Origin of the sequence: Hoeflea sp. EC-HK425 (assembly GCF_902498795.1) — a bacterium.
GTDB lineage: Bacteria > Pseudomonadota > Alphaproteobacteria > Rhizobiales > Rhizobiaceae > Hoeflea > Hoeflea alexandrii.
In genome coordinates this window covers 4,306,570-4,324,210 of record NZ_LR701572.1, presented here as the reverse complement: position 1 = coordinate 4,324,210, position 17,641 = coordinate 4,306,570, and the positions used below count along the sequence as shown (strand labels likewise).

The following is a 17,641-nucleotide window of genomic DNA, read 5'->3' as shown; positions in this document are numbered from 1 at the left end:
TGCGGAAACGGCGGCAATCGCCTCCAAAGCCAAGAAACCGCACATCAATCCCGACGTGCTCTTTTCCAGCGTCAGCATGGACGATCTGGACCTTTTCCCGGCCAAAAGCCTTGCTGCGGCGGCGATCCTGGCGGAATCGGAAGTCCGCGCATGGAATGGCAAGACCTCCCGGCTGAGCCTCGTCAATGCAGATGGCGCCACCAGGGACGACCGTGATGTCTCGATCCTGGCGATCACCACCCTGAACAAGCCTTTCCTCTATGATTCGGTCATGGGCGAGGTTACCTCGGACATCCGCGACATCCTTATGGCGCTGCATCCGATTCTCGTTGTTGACGGCAAGAAACCGGCGACGCTGTTCTCCCATGGCGATGGCAGTGATGCTTCCCAGAGGGTCAGCCACATCCAGATCCACTTGCCAAGGCTCAGCGAAGCGGCGGCGGAAGACCTGACCGCCCGCGTTCGCCATGTGCTTGATCAGGTTCAGGCTGCGGTAGGCGACTGGAAATCCATGCTGGCGATGATCGACCACAGCGCCGCCGATCTCGTCGCACTTGACGTCGACAAGAAAACCGAACCGGCCCGCCAGGAGGCACTGGCCTTCATCACCTGGCTGCGCGACAACAATTTCACCTTTCTGGGCATGCGTGAATATGTCTACGAGGGCGAGGGAAAATCGGCCGAACTGAGCCGCGCCTCCAACGAGGGCCTCGGCATCCTGTCGGACCCGGATGTTCTGGTTTTACGGCTCGGCAAGGATCAGGTCACCACCACGCCGGAGATCCTCGATTTCCTGCAGGGACCGGATTTCCTGATCGTCACCAAGGCCAATGTCCGCTCGGTGATCCACCGTCGCGCCTATATGGATTACATCGGCATCAAGCGCTTCAATTCGAAGGGCAAGGTGATCGGAGAACTGCGGATCGTCGGACTTTTCACGTCTACGGCCTATACGAGGTCGGTCACCAAGATCCCGATGCTGCGCTCGAAGGTGCAATCGGTCGTTTCCGAATTCGGCTTCGATCCGGAAAGCCACTCCGGCAAACTTCTGCTCAACACCCTGGAAGCCTATCCGCGCGATGACCTGTTCCAGATCGATGCCCATCTGTTGGCCCGGTTCTGCATGCAGATCAACGAATTGTCCGATCGCCCGCGCGTCAGGGTCCTGCCGCGGATCGACCGTTTCGACCGCTTTGTCTCGCTCATCGTCTATGTTCCCCGCGACCAGTATGATTCGATCGCGCGCGAACGCATCGGCGACTATTTCAAGACGGTCTACAATGGTCGTGTGTCGGCTTACTACCCGGCCTTTCCCGAAGGCGGTGTGGCCCGGGTGCATTTCATCATCGGCCGCTCCGAGGGAAAGACACCGCAAATCCCGCAGGATCAGCTCGAGCGCGATGTCCGGTCGATCGTCACCCGCTGGGAGGACCAGTTCCGTGCCATCGGCGGCGCCCTTTCCGAACGCATCAATGTCAGCCAGTCCTACAAGGAACGGTTCCGGCCCGAAGAGGCGCTCGAGGACCTCGACAACATCATCGCCTGCAAGGACACCGGCGCTCTTCAGATTTCCTTCTACCGCGGCCAGGGCATGTCGGATGACCATCTGGCACTGAAGATCTTTCATGCCGGTGAGCCGGTGGCCCTTTCGCGCCGGGTACCGCTCCTTGAAAATCTCGGATTCAAGGTGATCAGCGAGCAGACCCACGAGATCTTTCTTGACGAGCGGGCCGGTGTGTCGAGCACGGTGGTTCTGCATGACATGGAAATCATCCACGAGGACAAGCGCGGCATCGATCTCGATCTCGACGGCGCAAGGCTGGAGGAAGCCTTCCTGTCGGTCTGGCGCGGAGAGACCGACAATGACAGCTACAACCGGCTGGTCACAAATGCCGGTCTGAGTGTTCGCGAGGCAACGGTGCTGCGCGCTTTTGCCCGGTATCTGCGCCAAGCAGGCATCGCCTATTCGCAGGAATACATCGCGCTGAGCCTCAACCGCCATTCCGACATCGCCGCGAAATTGTTCGAATTGTTCCGGATCCGGTTCGATACCGGCTTGAAGGAGGCAAAGCGTACTGAACAGAGTTCCAGCGTGACGGAAGCCATCGAGGCCGCCCTTGCCGAAGTGCCGAGCCTCGACGATGACCGCATCCTTCGGCGCTACGTCAACGCCATCGAATCCTCGCTCAGAACCAATTACTTCCAGACCGGTGCCGACGGTGCGCCGCGTCCGGCGCTCGCCTTCAAGCTCGATCCGAAGAAGCTCGAGGGGCTTCCCGAGCCGCGACCGTTCCGGGAGATCTTCGTCTATGGTTCGGAAGTCGAGGGCGTTCACCTGCGCTTCGGCCCCGTTGCCCGCGGCGGGCTGCGCTGGTCGGACAGGGCCCAGGACTACCGCACCGAAGTGCTCGGCCTGGTCAAGGCGCAGCAGGTCAAGAACGCCGTCATCGTGCCGGTTGGTGCCAAGGGCGGCTTCTATCCCAAGAAACTACCCGCCGAAGGCGGCCGCGACGCAATTTTCGAAGCCGGCCGCGACGCCTACAAGCTCTTCATCCGTACCCTGCTGTCGGTGACCGACAACATCGTCGGCGACGCCATTGTGCCGCCCACCGATACCGTTCGTCATGACGCCGACGATCCCTATTTCGTGGTCGCCGCCGACAAGGGCACCGCGACCTTCTCAGACACCGCCAATGCGCTCAGCCAGGAACAGGATTTCTGGCTCGATGACGCCTTCGCGTCCGGCGGATCGGCCGGCTATGACCACAAGAAGATGGGCATTACCGCCCGCGGCGCATGGGAAGCGGTCAAACGGCATTTCCGCGAAATGAACATCGACATCCAGACCACGCCGTTCACCGCCGCCGGCGTCGGCGACATGTCCGGCGACGTGTTTGGCAACGGCATGCTGCTGTCGACCCAGATCAGGCTCCTGGCTGCCTTCGATCACCGCGACATCTTCATCGATCCGGAACCCGACTGCGCCATCGGCTTTGCCGAGCGAAGCCGTCTGTTCGATCTTGGCCGGTCGAGCTGGCAGGACTACGACAAGTCCAAGCTCTCCAAGGGTGGCATGATCATCCCGCGTACGCTGAAATCGGTCGAGCTGACATCGGAGGCCGCCGCCATCATCGGGTTGCAGCCGGGCAAGGCAACGCCGCAGGACATCATGACCGCGATCCTGTCGATGGAGACCGATCTTCTGTGGTTCGGCGGCATCGGCACCTACATCAAGGACGCCGGCGAGAACGATGCCGATGTCGGTGACCGCGCCAACGACGCCATCCGCATCCACGCCCGCCAGGTCCGCGCCAAGGTGATCGGCGAGGGCGCCAATCTCGGCGTCACCCAGAAGGGCCGGATTGCCTATGCGCTCAATGGCGGCCGCTGCAATTCGGATGCGATCGACAATTCCGCGGGAGTCAATTCCTCCGACGTCGAGGTCAACATCAAGATCGCCCTGGCCAATGCCATGCGCGAGAACCGCCTGACCCGGCCCAAGCGCAACACGCTTCTGGCGGCCATGACCGATGAAGTCGCCGAGCTGGTGCTGCGCAACAACTATCTGCAGACCCTTGCGATCTCCGTCGCAGAGGCCGAAGGCGTGTCCGGTGTCGGCGAACTCAACCGGGTGATGGGCAATCTCGAGACCCGAGGGTTGCTCAATCGCAAGGTGGAGTACCTGCCCGACGATGTGGCCGTGGCCGAGCGCGTGGCGGCCGGTCGTGCCCTGACCCGGCCCGAAATCGGGGTCCTGCTCTCCTACGCCAAGCTGGTGCTGTTCGACGAGATCGTCGCCAGCGGCCTGCCGGACGACCCCTATTTCGATTCGGCACTGCGATCTTATTTCCCCAGGAAGATGCAGAAGCCGCATTCAGCCGATATTGCCAGCCACCGGCTCAGGCGCGAGATCATCTCGACCCTGCTGGGCAATGATGCGATCAACCGCGGCGGGCCAGCCTTCGTCATCGGCATGGGCGACAAGTCCGGCGCCACGGCCGGTGAAATCGTCAAGGCCTTTGTGCTGGCGCGTGACGGGCTTTCGCTCAACCGGCTCTATGCCGAGGTCGATGATCTCGACACCAGGGTACCGGGCGCGGTGCAAAACCAGCTCTACGCCCGCATCAGTGACACGCTCAAGAGCGTCACCGGCTGGGCGCTCAAGACCGGTGCGGCGCAAGGCGATCTTGCCATCGCCGTCAAGTCTATGCAGGAAAGCCTGGCCAAACTTGACGGGAAGCTTGCCTCTGCCATGCCCGATTTCATGCGCCAGGAAGCCGAGGAAGCCCGTGATGAACTGATCGCACAGGCGGTTCCCGCCGATCTGGCGACACATATTGCGGGCCTCGGTGGTTTGACTCTGGCGCCTGATATCTGCCACGTCGCGGCCCATTCAAAGACCGATCTGGGCCGGGCGACGCAGGCCTTCTTTGCCGTCACCGAAGCCTTCCGCCTGGGAAGGATCGTCGCTGCCGTCGACCGGATCCCGGTCACCGACCACTTCGAGGGACTGGCGCTGGCGCGCAGCCTCGACGAGATCTCGGAGGCCCGCCGGATCATCGCCGGCGCGGCGCTCGACAGCAACACGAAGGCTGCGAGCCCCGCCGAGGAGTGGCTCAAGACCAACAAGGATCGAATTGCGCATGTCCGCGGACAGATCCTGTCGCTGACCGACAGCGGCGAGTTGTCCGTTGCAAAACTCACCGTCGCCGCCGGCATGCTGAGCGATCTGGCTCGATCCTTGCGGACATGACCGAACAACCGCACCTCTAGAGGGCAGCAGACATGACTGACGTAACCGGATTGCCATCTGCGCCTGTCGTCCAGCGCCGCAGCGTATGGGGCTGGATGCTGTTTGACTGGGCGGCGCAGCCGTTCTTCACCGTCGTCACCACCTTCATCTTCGGCCCCTACTTCATCAGCCGCATGGCGAGTGACCCGGCAACCGGCCAGGCCGCCTGGGGCTACGGCATTGCTGCCGGCGGTCTGCTGATCGCCCTGTTTTCGCCTATCCTCGGTTCCATTGCCGATCAGACCGGACCGCGCAAACCCTGGATAGCATCCTTTGCGATCCTCAAGATCCTAGCCCTCTGCAGCCTCTGGTTTGCCGCACCGGGTTCGAGCGTCGTCGCCGTTGTGGTTGCCTTCACGCTGGCCGCGGTGGCAGCCGAGTTTTCAATCGTGTTCAACGATTCGATGCTGTTGCGCCTGGTTCCCAAAGCACAGATCGGACGCGTATCCAATCTCGCCTGGGGCCTGGGGTATCTTGGCGGCATGATCGTGCTGATCTTCATCATCGCCTTCCTGGCCGCATCGCCTGAAACCGGCAAGACCCTGATCGGCATCGATCCGCTGTTTGGCCTCGATCCGGTCCAGGGCGAGGATGCCCGTGCCTCGGGCCCGATCTCCGCACTCTGGTACGCCGTCTTCATCCTGCCGATGTTCCTGTTCACGCCGGATGCCGGTGGCCGCCGGGCTCTCAAGGGTGCGGTCCGTGACGGCCTGGCCGAATTGCGTTCGACGCTTGGCGAAGTCCGGCAGCGCGCCGGCATCTTCCGCTTTCTGATCGCCCGCATGATCTACCAGGACGGCGTCAATGCGTTGCTTGCCCTGGGAGGCGGTTTTGCCGCCGCGATGTTCGGCTGGTCGATCACCGAAATCGGCGTCTACGGCATCATGCTCAACGTGGTGGCGATTTTCTCTTGCCTCTATGCGAGCCGCCTCGACACGCAGCTTGGCTCCAAGCTGGTTGTTCTGATAGCCATACTGCTGTTGCTGATCGCCACGGTCGGCATCGTTTCTACCGGACCGGGCTTCACCCTGTTCGGAGGACTGCCCCTCGGCGATGCCGACACTGGCGGATTGTTCGGAACGGCTGCCGAAAAAGCCTACATCATGTTTGGTTTGCTGATCGGCATAGCCTTCGGCCCGGTTCAGGCCTCCTCGCGCGCCTACATGGCGCGGAGTGTCACCGAAGACGAGGCTGGACGTTACTTTGGTATCTATGCACTGGCCGGGCGCGCCACCAGTTTCCTGGCACCTTTCCTGGTTGCCACGGTCACGGCTCTGAGCGGATCGGCGCGTCTGGGCATGGCCACCATCACTCTCTTCTTCGCAGTTGGACTGGTCATTCTCTGGACCACGCCCTATCCAGCCGACCAGCCGGATCGCAAAGCCTGAAGAAATACAGACACTTGGCGCCCCCGAGCATTCTCCGTACCTGGGGTATGGAGTTCGCATACTCCGAGTATGGAAAGACAACCCGCATGGATCACGCACTGGCGGCGGGCTTTTTCTGTCACTGTCAGCCAGGCGCGGCTTGCTGGTAGACCCCTAGATCATACCAGGCCCTTAACGGCTTGCGGATTCATTGCATCATGGCTCAAAAAACATGCAGGCATCCGCCCTCAATGACGGAAATGACGCATGCCGGTAAACACCATGGCGATTCCGGCCTCGTCCGCCGCATCGATCACGTCCTGGTCCCGCATCGAGCCACCCGGCTGCACCACCGCCGTGGCGCCCGCCTCGATCGCCGACAGCAGCCCGTCGGCAAACGGGAAGAAGGCATCGGAGGCAACGACGCGGCCCTTGGTCAGCGGCGCTTCCAGGCCGAGCACTTCCGCCGCATCGACGGCCTTGCGCGCCGCGATCCGCGCAGAATCGACGCGGCTCATTTGTCCGGCGCCGATACCGACGGTGGCACCGTTGAGCGCGTAGACGATGGCGTTGGACTTGACGTGCTTGGCAACCCGGAAGGCAAAGCCCAGATCGGCGAGTTCCCGCGCATCCGGCGCCCGCCTGGTTACCACCTTGAAATCTTCCGGCAGCACGATGCCGTTGTCGCGCCCCTGCACCAGCAGACCGCCGGCGACCGTCTTGACCGTCAGCCCGGGCTGGCGCGGGTCCGCCAGTTCCCCGGTGACCATCAGGCGCAGGTTCTTCTTCGCCGACAGGATGTCCTTTGCTTCCTCGCTGGCGTCCGGAGCAATGATCACCTCGGTGAACAGCTTGACGATCTCCGTCGCTGTCTCGGCGTCGAGCGTGCGGTTGAGCGCGATGATGCCGCCGAACGCCGAGGTCTGGTCGCATTCCAGCGCCCGGCGATAGGCTTCGACCAGGCTGTCGCCCACGGCCACGCCGCACGGATTTGCATGCTTGATGATCGCGCAGGCGGCGCGGTCACGGTCAAACTCGCTGACCAGTTCGAACGCGGCATCGGTATCATTGATATTGTTGTAGGACAGCTGCTTGCCCTGCAGAAGTGTCGCGGTCGCCACCCCGGGGCGCTGCTCACCATTGGAATAGAACGCAGCCGCCTGGTGCGGGTTCTCACCGTAGCGCATGACGTCAAGCAGCCGGCCGCCAAAGGCGCGGTGGCGCGGCGCCTCGAGCGCGAGTTCGGTGGCAAACCATCCCGAAACCGCCGCGTCGTAGGCCGCTGTCCGGGCAAAGGCCAGCGCCGCGAGCTCGCGCCGGAGCGCCAAAGGAACCGATCCGTCATTGCTGCGCAGCGCTTCGAGCACGCGCCCGTAATCGCCCGGATCGGTGACTGCCGTCACATAGGCATGGTTCTTGGCCGAAGCACGGATCATCGCCGGGCCGCCGATGTCGATGTTCTCGACGATCGTGGCCGAATCGGCGCCACCGGCCACCGTCTGCTCGAACGGATAGAGATTGACCACCGCGAGGTCGATCTCCGCAATCTTGTGCGCCTGCATCGCCGAACGGTGCTCCTCGTCGGCACGGATGGAGAGCAGGCCGCCGTGAACGCCGGGATGCAGCGTCTTGACCCGCCCATCCATGATCTCGGGAAATCCGGTCAGGTCGGACACATCACGGACCACAAGCCCGGCCGCTTCGAGCGCTGCCCGGGTACCTCCGGTGGAAACCAGCTCGACACCGAGAGCCACAAGATCACGGGCAAACTCCACCAGGCCGGTCTTGTCGGAAACCGACAGCAGCGCGCGGCGGACCGGCACCAGATCCGGCACAGGATGGTTCTTGGATACGACAGCCATATGGAAATCCCTCGAAAACAGCCGCGTCAGCCCGGCGGCGAGGATGCGTTAACACAGGCCGAAGGCCGATAAAACACGCAATTGGGCTTATCTGTGGAGCAATCCCGGCCCGGCGAGGTGACCGGGCCGCCGGCTATGCGCGCGGCAGATTGGTGCGGATCAGCTTCCAGTCGATCTGGGAGCGTTCGCCAACCACGAATTCAAGCGTGATCTGTTTGCTGGTTCGGGCCCCGGCCAGGTCGGCAAAATGGACGTCTTCCTCGATCTTCGGGACCAGATCCCGCGCGACGAAAGCCCAGGATTCACCATCACCGGCAGTGAGATGAACCACGCCATCCTCGTCCTGGGACACCGATATCGTCGGATGGACATGAAACCGCGCCACCGCCGGGGTCCGGTCATCCGGTCGTGGCTCGCTTTCATCGGGCCGGATCACCTGGTCGCGGCCCTGCACCTCGTGACCTGACGACAGCATGCGGATCTTGCGGCGATGTAAAAGCTTCAACGAACCTGCATAGCCGTCGTGGACCGCATCGAAGCCCTGATGGATACCCTCCTCGTCGAGTGAGCGGACAGTCACTCCGCGCACGCCGCCGGTGACGATCGGTCCGAGGAAGGAGGAATGCGAGAACTTGAGCGACGACCTGTCATCCAGCGTCACGGTGGAGTGGGCAGCGGTCATCCGGGCAAAATCGGCATATTGCGTATGCGGCACCACCGGGGCACCGGCATTGACGATGAAACAGTTCGCCCCCGAAGACAGTTCGAACGAGAGGCATCCCGCATGGGTCTGGTTCGACAAAATCCCCTTTGGCGGTGGTCCGGTATCGGCAATCAGCACGGCATTCCCGGCTGACAGCCTCTGATACTGCGAATGCGGCATTTCGCGGAATGCAGAACCCGAGGTTTCATCGTAACGCAGCACACCGAGAAGCCGGTCCGCGGAAACCGCCGAAGAGCCATTGAACAGCACCAGTTCACCGTTGGAATGGCGGAAGAAACGCAGGGCCGAAAACATCCGGTCCATGCCCGCCGCCATGTTGCGCGGTGGCTTCTGGCCGAGATTGATATAGGTCTGCTTGAGCGGCAGCAGATGCGTCAGCAGCTCGATCAGCACCATCGGATTGCGCGACACGTGTCCGCCATCGGGCAGGATCTGTGCATTGATTTCGCTGTCGAGGTTGCGGGATGCAGCCCGAACCGCGCCGGAACTCGAGGGCAGGCAAAGGCTTGCCATCGCCAGTGCAATCCGCGCCTTGAACCGGGTCGCATCTCCCGGCATTGCCCTGGCCACATGCTTCAGATACCGGGCCTGCAACGCGATGCTCTTGAGAAAGCGCCGGTAGAAACCGTGATCGGCGCCACGCAGCACGATCGGCGAGTGCGAAAACCAGGCGATCAGCCGGTTCGAAAGCACTTCCGGCTCATAGGCATGCCCGCCAAGCGCACGCCCTTCCACCGCGATCCAGTCATCGACCAGCGCCCGTGCATTGGCGCAGGCCAGATCGTGATCGGCTGCACGCATATGCCTGAGCCAGCCGAAACCGTGCAGGCTGCGCATGAAGGCCTCGCTCGCCCCCTCCACCTGGAACGGGCTGCCACCATCGGTGTCGATCAGGCTTCCGCCCATGGCAAAGCGGCCCGAATAGATTTCTTCGGCAATATGGGGATCGGCGATGCGCAAGTCGATCGGCGCCACCACCAGCCGGTCCGGGGTGCCACCGGTAAAGCGCAACGCATTTACCCGGCCGAGCGCAATGCGCCGCGCAAACCGTCGCCAGATTTCGGTCCCGTACAGTCGCCCTGAGCGTTGCGAATCGAGAATAGAAAATGCCAATCGGGAATTCCTGAAACCGGGTCCCGGCCCTCCACCGGACCAGAATCGTAACACAGTCGCTTGATTGTTCAACTGTCGCTAATGCATGTCGCGCTCATTTGGATTCCATTGAGCGATAACGTCTATGCATTACTTCAAAGGGTTACAGCGCCGCCCATCCAATTGGATGTACGACGCTGTAATGTGAACTTGTGAGGCAGTTGTCAATGTTTTCAAGCGGCAACCGGTCCATTCCTGAAGGGTCAGGACCTCACCAGCACCACGGCATAGAAGCCATCCAACCCTGCAAGCCTCGGGTCGTCATTGCCCAGCATCGCCGGATGTGTCCTGATTTCGCCTTTGGCGGTGACCGCAGTTTCCAGCCCCGGCCAGCGGGCCGCATCGACCGGGCGGATGCTCCATGCCGGATGGTCGGTCAGAAAACCCGCCACCATCTCTTCGCCTTCTTCCGGATCGAGCGAGCAGTTGGAGAACACCAGCTCCCCTCCGGGACGCACCAGCCCGGACGCATGGTCGAGCAGGTCACGCTGCACCCGGGCAAGGCGCATGATGTCTTCCGCACCCTTGGTGTAGGGAATGTCCGGATGCCGCCGCACCGTTCCCGTCGATGAGCAGGGCGCATCGAGCAAAACACCGTCAAACCCTTCGGGTGCCACCAGATCCTGGGCCCGGGTCAGTTGAGTGGTGACGTCAAACCCGAGCCGGGCCAGGTTGCCCCGCAACCGCTCGAGCCGGGTTTGCGACTGGTCGCACGCCGTCACCCGTGCTCCTGCGAGCGCCAGCTGGGCGGTCTTGCCACCGGGTGCTGCGCACAGATCCACGATATCGAGGCCCACAAGCCTGGAAAACAGCTGGGCCGGAATGCTGGCCGCGGCATCCTGCACCCACCAGGCACCATCCTCGAACCCCTCGAGACCCGAAACCGGTCCCTCCGGACGGCCGATTCGCACCGAACCAGTGGGCAGCACCACGCCGCCAAGTCGGGCTGCCCAGCCGTCAGCATCGGATTTCACCGTCAGGTCGATCGCCGGTGGTTCCGAGAGGATTGCGAGAATTGCATCGGCATCATCCGCGTAGGCAGAGCGAAGCCGGCTTTCGAACCAGTCCGGGAAGTCCGGTGTCAACGCGGTAATCTCCAGCAGCAACACGTCCTTTTCCCGCGCCATCCGGCGCAACAATGCATTGACCAGGCCGGCAAAGCGGCGATTGCGCGGATCCGAATCGGCCTGGGTGACCGCTAGGTCGACGGCGGCTCGATCAGGCACATCAAGATAGAGAATTTGCGCTGCACCAACCCGCAGAACCTGCCGGAGCGCCTTCGCACCCTCAGGCAACGGGTTGTCGACCAGCCTGTCGATGAACGCATCGATGACCTGCAGATGCCGCAGGGCCGACAGAAGAATGGCCCGCACCAGCAGCCGGTCCTGATCGCCAAGCCCGGTGAAGGCCGGATTGCCGCCCGCTGGATCCAGAAGGCCGTCCAGCGAAGCGCGGCTTTCCGTCACCGCAGACAGCAGCCGGGATGCCGCCTGACGGGCGGCAAGGCCGGGCTTCAGATTGGACGGATCAGGCCGGCCCCGGCTCTTGTGAGGTCTCTTGCGCTGTCCCTCCGGCCGGGCGCCGGTCAAGACCACGGCCCCTTGCGGGACGAGCCGTCACGGCCCCATGGTCCGGTCTTAGGCACCGACGTGGTCGCTGGCCGCTCGATCTGATCCCGGGAGCGGCGCGCAGGCGGCGGCGCCATCTCCCCGGCCATCGCTTCCAGCGCGGCGATGCGGTTTTCCGTTGCCGGGTGGGTGGAGAAGAGACTGTCCATGCGTTGACCATTGAGCGGGTTGATAATGAACATGTGCGCGGTCGCCGGGTTGCGTTCAGCATCCTCGTTAACAACGCGGCCGGCGCCGAGCGCGATCTTGCGCAGTGCCGAGGCAAGCCACAGCGGATTGCCGCAGATTTCCGCGCCGCGCCGGTCGGCGGCATATTCGCGGGTGCGGCTGATCATCATCTGCACCAGCATTGCGGCAAAGGGTGCAACGATCATGGCCACCAGAATGCCGATGAATCCGAGCGGATTGTTGTTGTTGCGGTTGCCACCGAAAAAGAGCGCGAAATTGCCCAGCATCGAAATCGCACCGGCCAGTGTCGCGGTGATTGTCATGATCAGCGTATCACGGTGTTCCACATGCGCGAGTTCATGCGCCATAACCGCGGCAACTTCCTCGTCGCTCAGGCTTTCGAGCAAGCCGACGGAGGCCGCGACTGCTGCATTTTCAGGATTGCGGCCGGTGGCGAAGGCATTGGGCTGCTGGTTGTGGATCACGTAAACCTTGGGCATCGGCAGCCCGGCATTCTGCGCCAGATCGGCGACGATCCGGTAGAATTCGGGCGCTGTGCTTGCATCCACCTCCACGGCATGATGCATGCGCAGCACCATCTTGTCCGAATTCCAGTAGGAAAACAGGTTCATCACGGCGGCAACAAGGAAAGCAATCATCATGCCGCCGGTGCCGCCGATGAGATAGCCTACGCCCATGAACAGCGCGGTCATCAAGGCAATCAGCATGGCTGTGCGAACAAGGTTCATCGGCATTTTCCTTTCCGGCGACCTGCCATCCTTTGCCGGTGCCGGCACGGGTGTTCGGCACAGGGGTTTTGATTTCGTCGCTTGTGAGGCTAGATATGGGATCTTGCAAGATGTTCTTCAATAAACTGCCAGACCGGGTGACCCGACCATGAACAATGACCAGCACGACGGCAACACACCGCAACCCGCGGGAACACGGGAAGACGGAGACGTGCAGGAAACTTCAGGACCGGCAGAAAAGCGGCCACTCAGCCCGGCAGCCCGGCGCGCCCTGGCCGAAGCAGAAGCCCGTCGCAAGGCGCTCGACAGCCAGAAGGCCGAAACCGAAAGGGAAATCGGTGGGCGCGGCGGGGCTGACCCGGCACGGTTCGGCGACTGGGAGATCAACGGCCGCGCCATCGATTTCTGACCCCGCGCCGTTGATCCCGTCGCGATACAGGAATATATTCCTGTATCATGAAACCCGATTCGCCCTTCAGATGTCTGCTTGCGCTGGTCACAGCTTTGCTGTGCAACCCGGTCACGCTGACCAGTGCCGCCGATGGCCAATGGCGCAGCGTTGCCGGACCGGTTGCCGCAAGGATCGTCAGAATCATCGATGGTGACACGCTCGAGGTCGAAGCCCATCCCTGGCCAGGTCACTCGGTGCGCGTCTCGGTGCGCTTGCGTGGCATCGACACCCCCGAACGCCGTTCACAATGCGCTGACCAGCGTGCCGCCGCCCGATTGGCACGCAATGAGCTCGAACGCCTGGTGAGAGACTTTCCGACAGTTGAGCTGATCAATGTTTCCGGCGGCAAATATTACGGCAGGGTGCTGGCCGACATGAAGGCGGGAACCCGCGACGTCGCGGCGGCCATGCTGGCAAGCGGGCTCGCCCGCCCCTACGACGGTGGCAAACGCCACAAGCCGCAATGTGCCGGATAGGTCTGAACCCGCCTGACCAGGCCAAATCCCGCACATATCAAAAAGGCCACCCGCAAGGGGTGGCCTTCGTGAATTCCAGCGCCGGTCGGACGCCTGCCCGATCACATCACCGATGGATCAGGACTTGCCAGTATCACCGGCTCTTCAGAGGCTGCTCCGAAGTCCGGCAATCCGAATCGTACGAACCGGCTTTTGGGAATCACTCGACATCGGATCACCTCCTTTCAATTGTTAAAGACACTGACAATGTGGGGCAAACAACGCTGCTTGCCAAGCACCCCGGTCAAATTAATTGCACCCGGCAAGAACGCGCCCATTCCGGATCGGGACAGCCTTGAGACATTGAGAAAGCAGCAAAGAACCCGCCCCGGCGCATCCGGAGCGGGTCTGGTTGATCAGCACGTCAGCCCGGAAACAGGCCGTCCGGGATAGTGATCAGCTCTTCTTGTTCTGCCGGTTTGCGATCAGGTCATCGACGACACCCGGATCGGCCAGGGTCGAGGTATCGCCAAGTGCTGAAAACTCGTCCTCGGCGATCTTGCGCAGGATCCGGCGCATGATCTTGCCCGACCGGGTCTTTGGCAGGCCCGGCGAGAACTGGATCTTGTCAGGCGAGGCAATCGGCCCGATTTCGTGCCGGACATGGGCAACCAGCGCCTTGCGCAGCGCATCGTCGCCTTCCTGTCCTTCCATCAGCGTGATGTAGCAATAGATGCCCTGACCCTTGACGTCGTGCGGATAGCCGACGACCGCAGCCTCCGAAACCGCATCATGCGAGACCAGCGCGCTCTCGACCTCGGCGGTCCCCATGCGGTGGCCCGAGACATTGATCACGTCATCGACGCGACCGGTAATCCAGTAATAGCCGTCCTCGTCACGGCGGCAGCCGTCACCGGTGAAGTATTTCCCCTTGTAGGTGGAGAAATAGGTCTGGATGAAGCGCTCATGATCGCCATAAACGGTGCGCATCTGCCCCGGCCAGGAATCGGTGATGCACAGATTGCCCTCGGTGGTGCCTGCGAGCACATCCCCGTCATTGTCGACCAGCTGAGGCTGCACGCCAAAGAACGGCCGTGTCGCCGACCCGGGCTTGAGCTTGGTGGCGCCGGGCAGCGGCGTGATCAGGATGCCGCCGGTCTCGGTCTGCCACCAGGTGTCGACGATCGGGCATTTCTTACCGCCGACGACATTGTAGTACCATTCCCAGGCTTCCGGGTTGATCGGCTCGCCGACCGACCCGAGCGTCCGGAGCGACTTGCGCGAGGTCTTCGTCACATGGTCGTCGCCCGCGCCCATCAGTGCCCGGATCGCCGTCGGCGCCGTGTAGAAGATGTTGACCTGGTGCTTGTCGACCACATCCCAGAAACGGCTCGGCGACGGATAGTTCGGAACACCCTCGAACATCAGCGTGGTCGCACCATTGGCCAGCGGCCCGTAGACGATATAGGAGTGCCCGGTCACCCAGCCGACATCGGCCGTGCACCAGTAGATATCGCCCTCGTGGTAATCGAAGACATATTCGTGGGTCATCGAGGCATAGACCAGGTAGCCGCCGGTGGTGTGCAGCACGCCCTTGGGCTTGCCGGTCGATCCGGAGGTGTAGAGGATGAACAGCGGATCCTCCGCCTTCATCTTTGCCGGCTTGCAATCCGGCTTCGCCGCCGCAACCGCCTCGTGATACCAGATGTCCCGGTCGGCAAACCATTCGACCTTGCCGGCGGTCCGCTGAACCACCAGCACGTTCTTGACCGTCACGTCATTGCGCTGAGCGATCTCGATGGCGAGGTCCGTATTGTGCTTGAGCGGAACCTTCTTGCCGCCGCGCAGTCCTTCGTCGGCCGTGATCACAAAGGTTGATTCGCAGTCAACGATCCGGCCGGCGAGCGCATCAGGCGAAAATCCGCCAAACACGATGGAATGGATGGCCCCGATCCGGGTACAGGCCAGCATCGCATAGGCCGCCTCGGGAATCATCGGCATGTAGATCGTGACCCGGTCACCCTTCTTCACACCATTCGATTTCATCACATTGGCGAGCCGGCAGACCTGGTCGTAGAGCTCACGATAGGTAATCTTCTTGTCGTCGTAGGGGTTGTCACCCTCCCAGATGATCGCCACCTGATCGCCGCGTTTGTCCAGGTGCCGGTCGATGCAGTTGTAGGAGACATTGGTCAGGCCGTCTTCGAACCACTTGATCGCCACCTTGCCGGTAAAGCTGGTGTTCTTGACCTTGGTGTAGGGTTTGAACCAGTCGATCCGCTTGCCGTGCTTACCCCAGAACTTCTCCGGATCCTTGATGCTCTGCTTGTACCATTTCTGGTATGTTTCATCATCGATCAACGCCCGTGATTTCGCGTCTTTCAGGATGTTGTAGGTTTTTTGCGACATGGGACCCTCCTCACTTACGGATACGCGCCTGTTACCAAAATAAGCGCAACCCGACTTCCATGGCGACCATTAATAACAGCGCAAATCATTGCCGCAATTAGACAATGGGCCGGTTTGCGAAACCCGACGGCAACAATTGCAATTCGACGGGCTTGCGGTTATAAGAACGCCGATTTCCCGGAAATGGTGGTTTCATCCACGGCCCGCGCCCCCGGAGCGGACGGACAGGAGGATTGTATTCATGGCACAGCAGCTTCTCATGCCTAAGGCGACCGCCGTCTGGCTTGTTGACAATACCGCATTGAGCTTCGATCAGATCGCGCAGTTCTGCAAACTGCACCCGCTTGAGGTAAAGGCCATCGCCGATGGCGAATCCTCGCAGGGCATCAAGGGTCTCGACCCTGTCGCAACCGGACAGCTTTCCCGCGAAGAGATCTCGGCCGCCGAGGCCAATCCCGAGCTGAAGCTGAAACTCTCGGAGCCGAAGGTTAGGGTGCCTGAATCCAAGCGCAAGGGACCGCGTTACACTCCGGTCTCCAAGCGGCAGGACCGGCCCAATGCCATTCTCTGGCTGGTGCGCAATCATCCCGAACTCAAGGATGCCCAGATCTCGCGTCTGGTCGGCACCACCAAGTCGACCATCGAACAGATCCGCGGCCGTACCCACTGGAACGCAGCCAACCTGACGCCGATGGATCCGGTTACTCTGGGCCTTTGCACCCAGATCGACCTTGACCTGGAAGTCGAGCGCGCCTCCAAGAACCGCGGCGCACTTGCCGATTCGGAACACGGCAGCGTGCTTCTGTCTGCCCGCGAGACCGAATCGGAAATGCCGGTCGAGGACGAGGGCGAAAAGGAAATCGACGCGGATGCGGTCTTTGCCAAGCTGTCCTCGATGAAGCGCGTCGAGCCGGAAGAAGACGAAGACAACAACTGAGGCTTCAGGTCCTGACAAGATACAAAAGGCCCGGCATTGCCGGGCCTTCGTCGTTTCTGCCGTTCAGGTGCCGGCAGTTTTGTGCAGTCCCGGCTATTCTTTCACCGGAACCGTGTAGTTGAGCGGCATCCGTCCGCCATCGGCATAAATCGTCTGCCCGGTGACATAGCTTGCATCCGGCGAGAGCAGGAAGGCCGTGACGGCGGCAATCTCCGACGGATCTCCGATCCGGCCAAGCGGCGTACGCGACAGGATGCGGTTCCTGGCTTCCGCATTGTCGACAACCGTCGCAAGCAGATCGGTCATGATGGAACCCGGGCCAACCGCGTTGACGCGGATGCCATGCGGTGCCAGCGACAACGCCATCACCTTGGTCAACTGGCTGATGCCACCCTTGGAGACCGAGTAGGGTACCTGGTTGGCGATCGCGAACGTGTCATTGATCGACGACATGTTGACGATCGAGCCGGGTTCCTCGCCGTTTCCGATCTGCTCGACCATGTGGCGCGCGACGGCCTGTCCGCACAGGAAGGCACTCTTGAGGTTGACGCCCATCACCCGGTCGAAATCGGCTTCTTCCAGATCCAGAAAATCAGCAGCGTGAACGATGCCCGCATTGTTGACCAGTGCGTTGATGGAACCGAAGGCATCGATGGTCTTTGCAACCAGATTGTGCACATCGAGCCGCTCGGATACATCGGTGGCCGTAAATCGAACCTCGCCATCTCCTGAAACAGCGTCGACCGCAGCCGAGCCAGCGGCCTCATCGATATCGGCGATCATTACCTTCGCGCCCTCGGACGCCAGGCGGCGTACGATGGCAAGCCCGATACCCTTGGCGCCACCGGTCACGATGGCTGTTCGTCCGTCCAGTCTCATGGTTTTTCCTTTCCCGGGGCGCCGTGTCTTCCATTGGAAGACTCAGAAGCCCAAAATCCGTCTTGTGC

11 protein-coding genes are annotated in these 17,641 nt (G+C 61.8%); 5 read left to right on the top strand and 6 right to left on the bottom strand.

Annotated features, from left to right (window positions below; genetic code table 11):
- The first annotated feature begins 76 nt into the window (after positions 1-76).
- Together SPHINGO391_RS23210 and SPHINGO391_RS23205 are read left to right on the top strand one after the other, a co-directional pair.
- The gene (locus tag SPHINGO391_RS23210) at positions 77-4,753 is read left to right on the top strand and encodes an NAD-glutamate dehydrogenase (RefSeq protein WP_244615486.1); all 4,677 of its coding nucleotides are present in this window, start codon (positions 77-79) and stop codon (positions 4,751-4,753) included.
- Positions 4,754-4,785: 32 nt separating this feature from the next.
- Positions 4,786-6,180 (top strand): MFS transporter, encoded by a 1,395-nt coding sequence (locus SPHINGO391_RS23205; RefSeq protein ID WP_152011067.1) that lies wholly within the window; start codon positions 4,786-4,788, stop codon positions 6,178-6,180.
- Positions 6,181-6,407: 227 nt separating this feature from the next.
- Here the strand turns inward: SPHINGO391_RS23205 and purH are convergent, their stop codons facing one another.
- From purH to htpX, 4 genes are all read right to left on the bottom strand, one after another.
- The gene (gene purH / locus SPHINGO391_RS23200) at positions 6,408-8,021 is read right to left on the bottom strand and encodes a bifunctional phosphoribosylaminoimidazolecarboxamide formyltransferase/IMP cyclohydrolase (RefSeq protein ID WP_152011066.1); all 1,614 of its coding nucleotides are present in this window, start codon (positions 8,019-8,021) and stop codon (positions 6,408-6,410) included.
- Positions 8,022-8,154: 133 nt separating this feature from the next.
- Entirely contained in the window at positions 8,155-9,858 is a 1,704-nt protein-coding gene (locus SPHINGO391_RS23195; RefSeq protein WP_152011065.1) for a heparinase II/III family protein, read from the bottom strand.
- Positions 9,859-10,100: 242 nt separating this feature from the next.
- Complete coding sequence (locus SPHINGO391_RS23190) at positions 10,101-11,414, bottom strand: RsmB/NOP family class I SAM-dependent RNA methyltransferase (protein WP_244615484.1); 1,314 nt, start codon at positions 11,412-11,414, stop codon at positions 10,101-10,103.
- 68 nt (positions 11,415-11,482) lie between these two features.
- Complete coding sequence (gene htpX / locus SPHINGO391_RS23185; protein ID WP_152011063.1) at positions 11,483-12,442, bottom strand: zinc metalloprotease HtpX; 960 nt, start codon at positions 12,440-12,442, stop codon at positions 11,483-11,485.
- 148 nt (positions 12,443-12,590) lie between these two features.
- On the opposite strand from htpX, the gene SPHINGO391_RS23180 reads away from it, so the two are divergent.
- Together SPHINGO391_RS23180 and SPHINGO391_RS23175 are read left to right on the top strand one after the other, a co-directional pair.
- Positions 12,591-12,851 (top strand): DUF1674 domain-containing protein, encoded by a 261-nt coding sequence (locus SPHINGO391_RS23180; protein ID WP_152011062.1) that lies wholly within the window; start codon positions 12,591-12,593, stop codon positions 12,849-12,851.
- Between the two features lie 47 nt (positions 12,852-12,898).
- Positions 12,899-13,369, top strand: a complete 471-nt coding sequence (locus tag SPHINGO391_RS23175) for a thermonuclease family protein (RefSeq protein ID WP_152011061.1) — start codon at positions 12,899-12,901, stop codon at positions 13,367-13,369.
- A gap of 435 nt (positions 13,370-13,804) precedes the next feature.
- Here the strand turns inward: SPHINGO391_RS23175 and acs are convergent, their stop codons facing one another.
- A complete protein-coding gene (acs, locus tag SPHINGO391_RS23170; RefSeq protein ID WP_152011060.1) occupies positions 13,805-15,757 on the bottom strand; it encodes an acetate--CoA ligase in 1,953 nt (650 codons plus the stop codon).
- Positions 15,758-15,998: 241 nt separating this feature from the next.
- Here acs and SPHINGO391_RS23165 point away from each other — a divergent pair, with 241 nt between their 5' ends.
- On the top strand, positions 15,999-16,694 hold the full coding sequence (locus SPHINGO391_RS23165) for a DUF1013 domain-containing protein (protein ID WP_152011059.1): 696 nt from the start codon (positions 15,999-16,001) through the stop codon (positions 16,692-16,694).
- A 93-nt stretch (positions 16,695-16,787) separates the two neighbouring features.
- Here the strand turns inward: SPHINGO391_RS23165 and SPHINGO391_RS23160 are convergent, their stop codons facing one another.
- A complete protein-coding gene (locus SPHINGO391_RS23160; protein WP_152011058.1) occupies positions 16,788-17,573 on the bottom strand; it encodes an SDR family oxidoreductase in 786 nt (261 codons plus the stop codon).
- Positions 17,574-17,641: the final 68 nt, after the last annotated feature.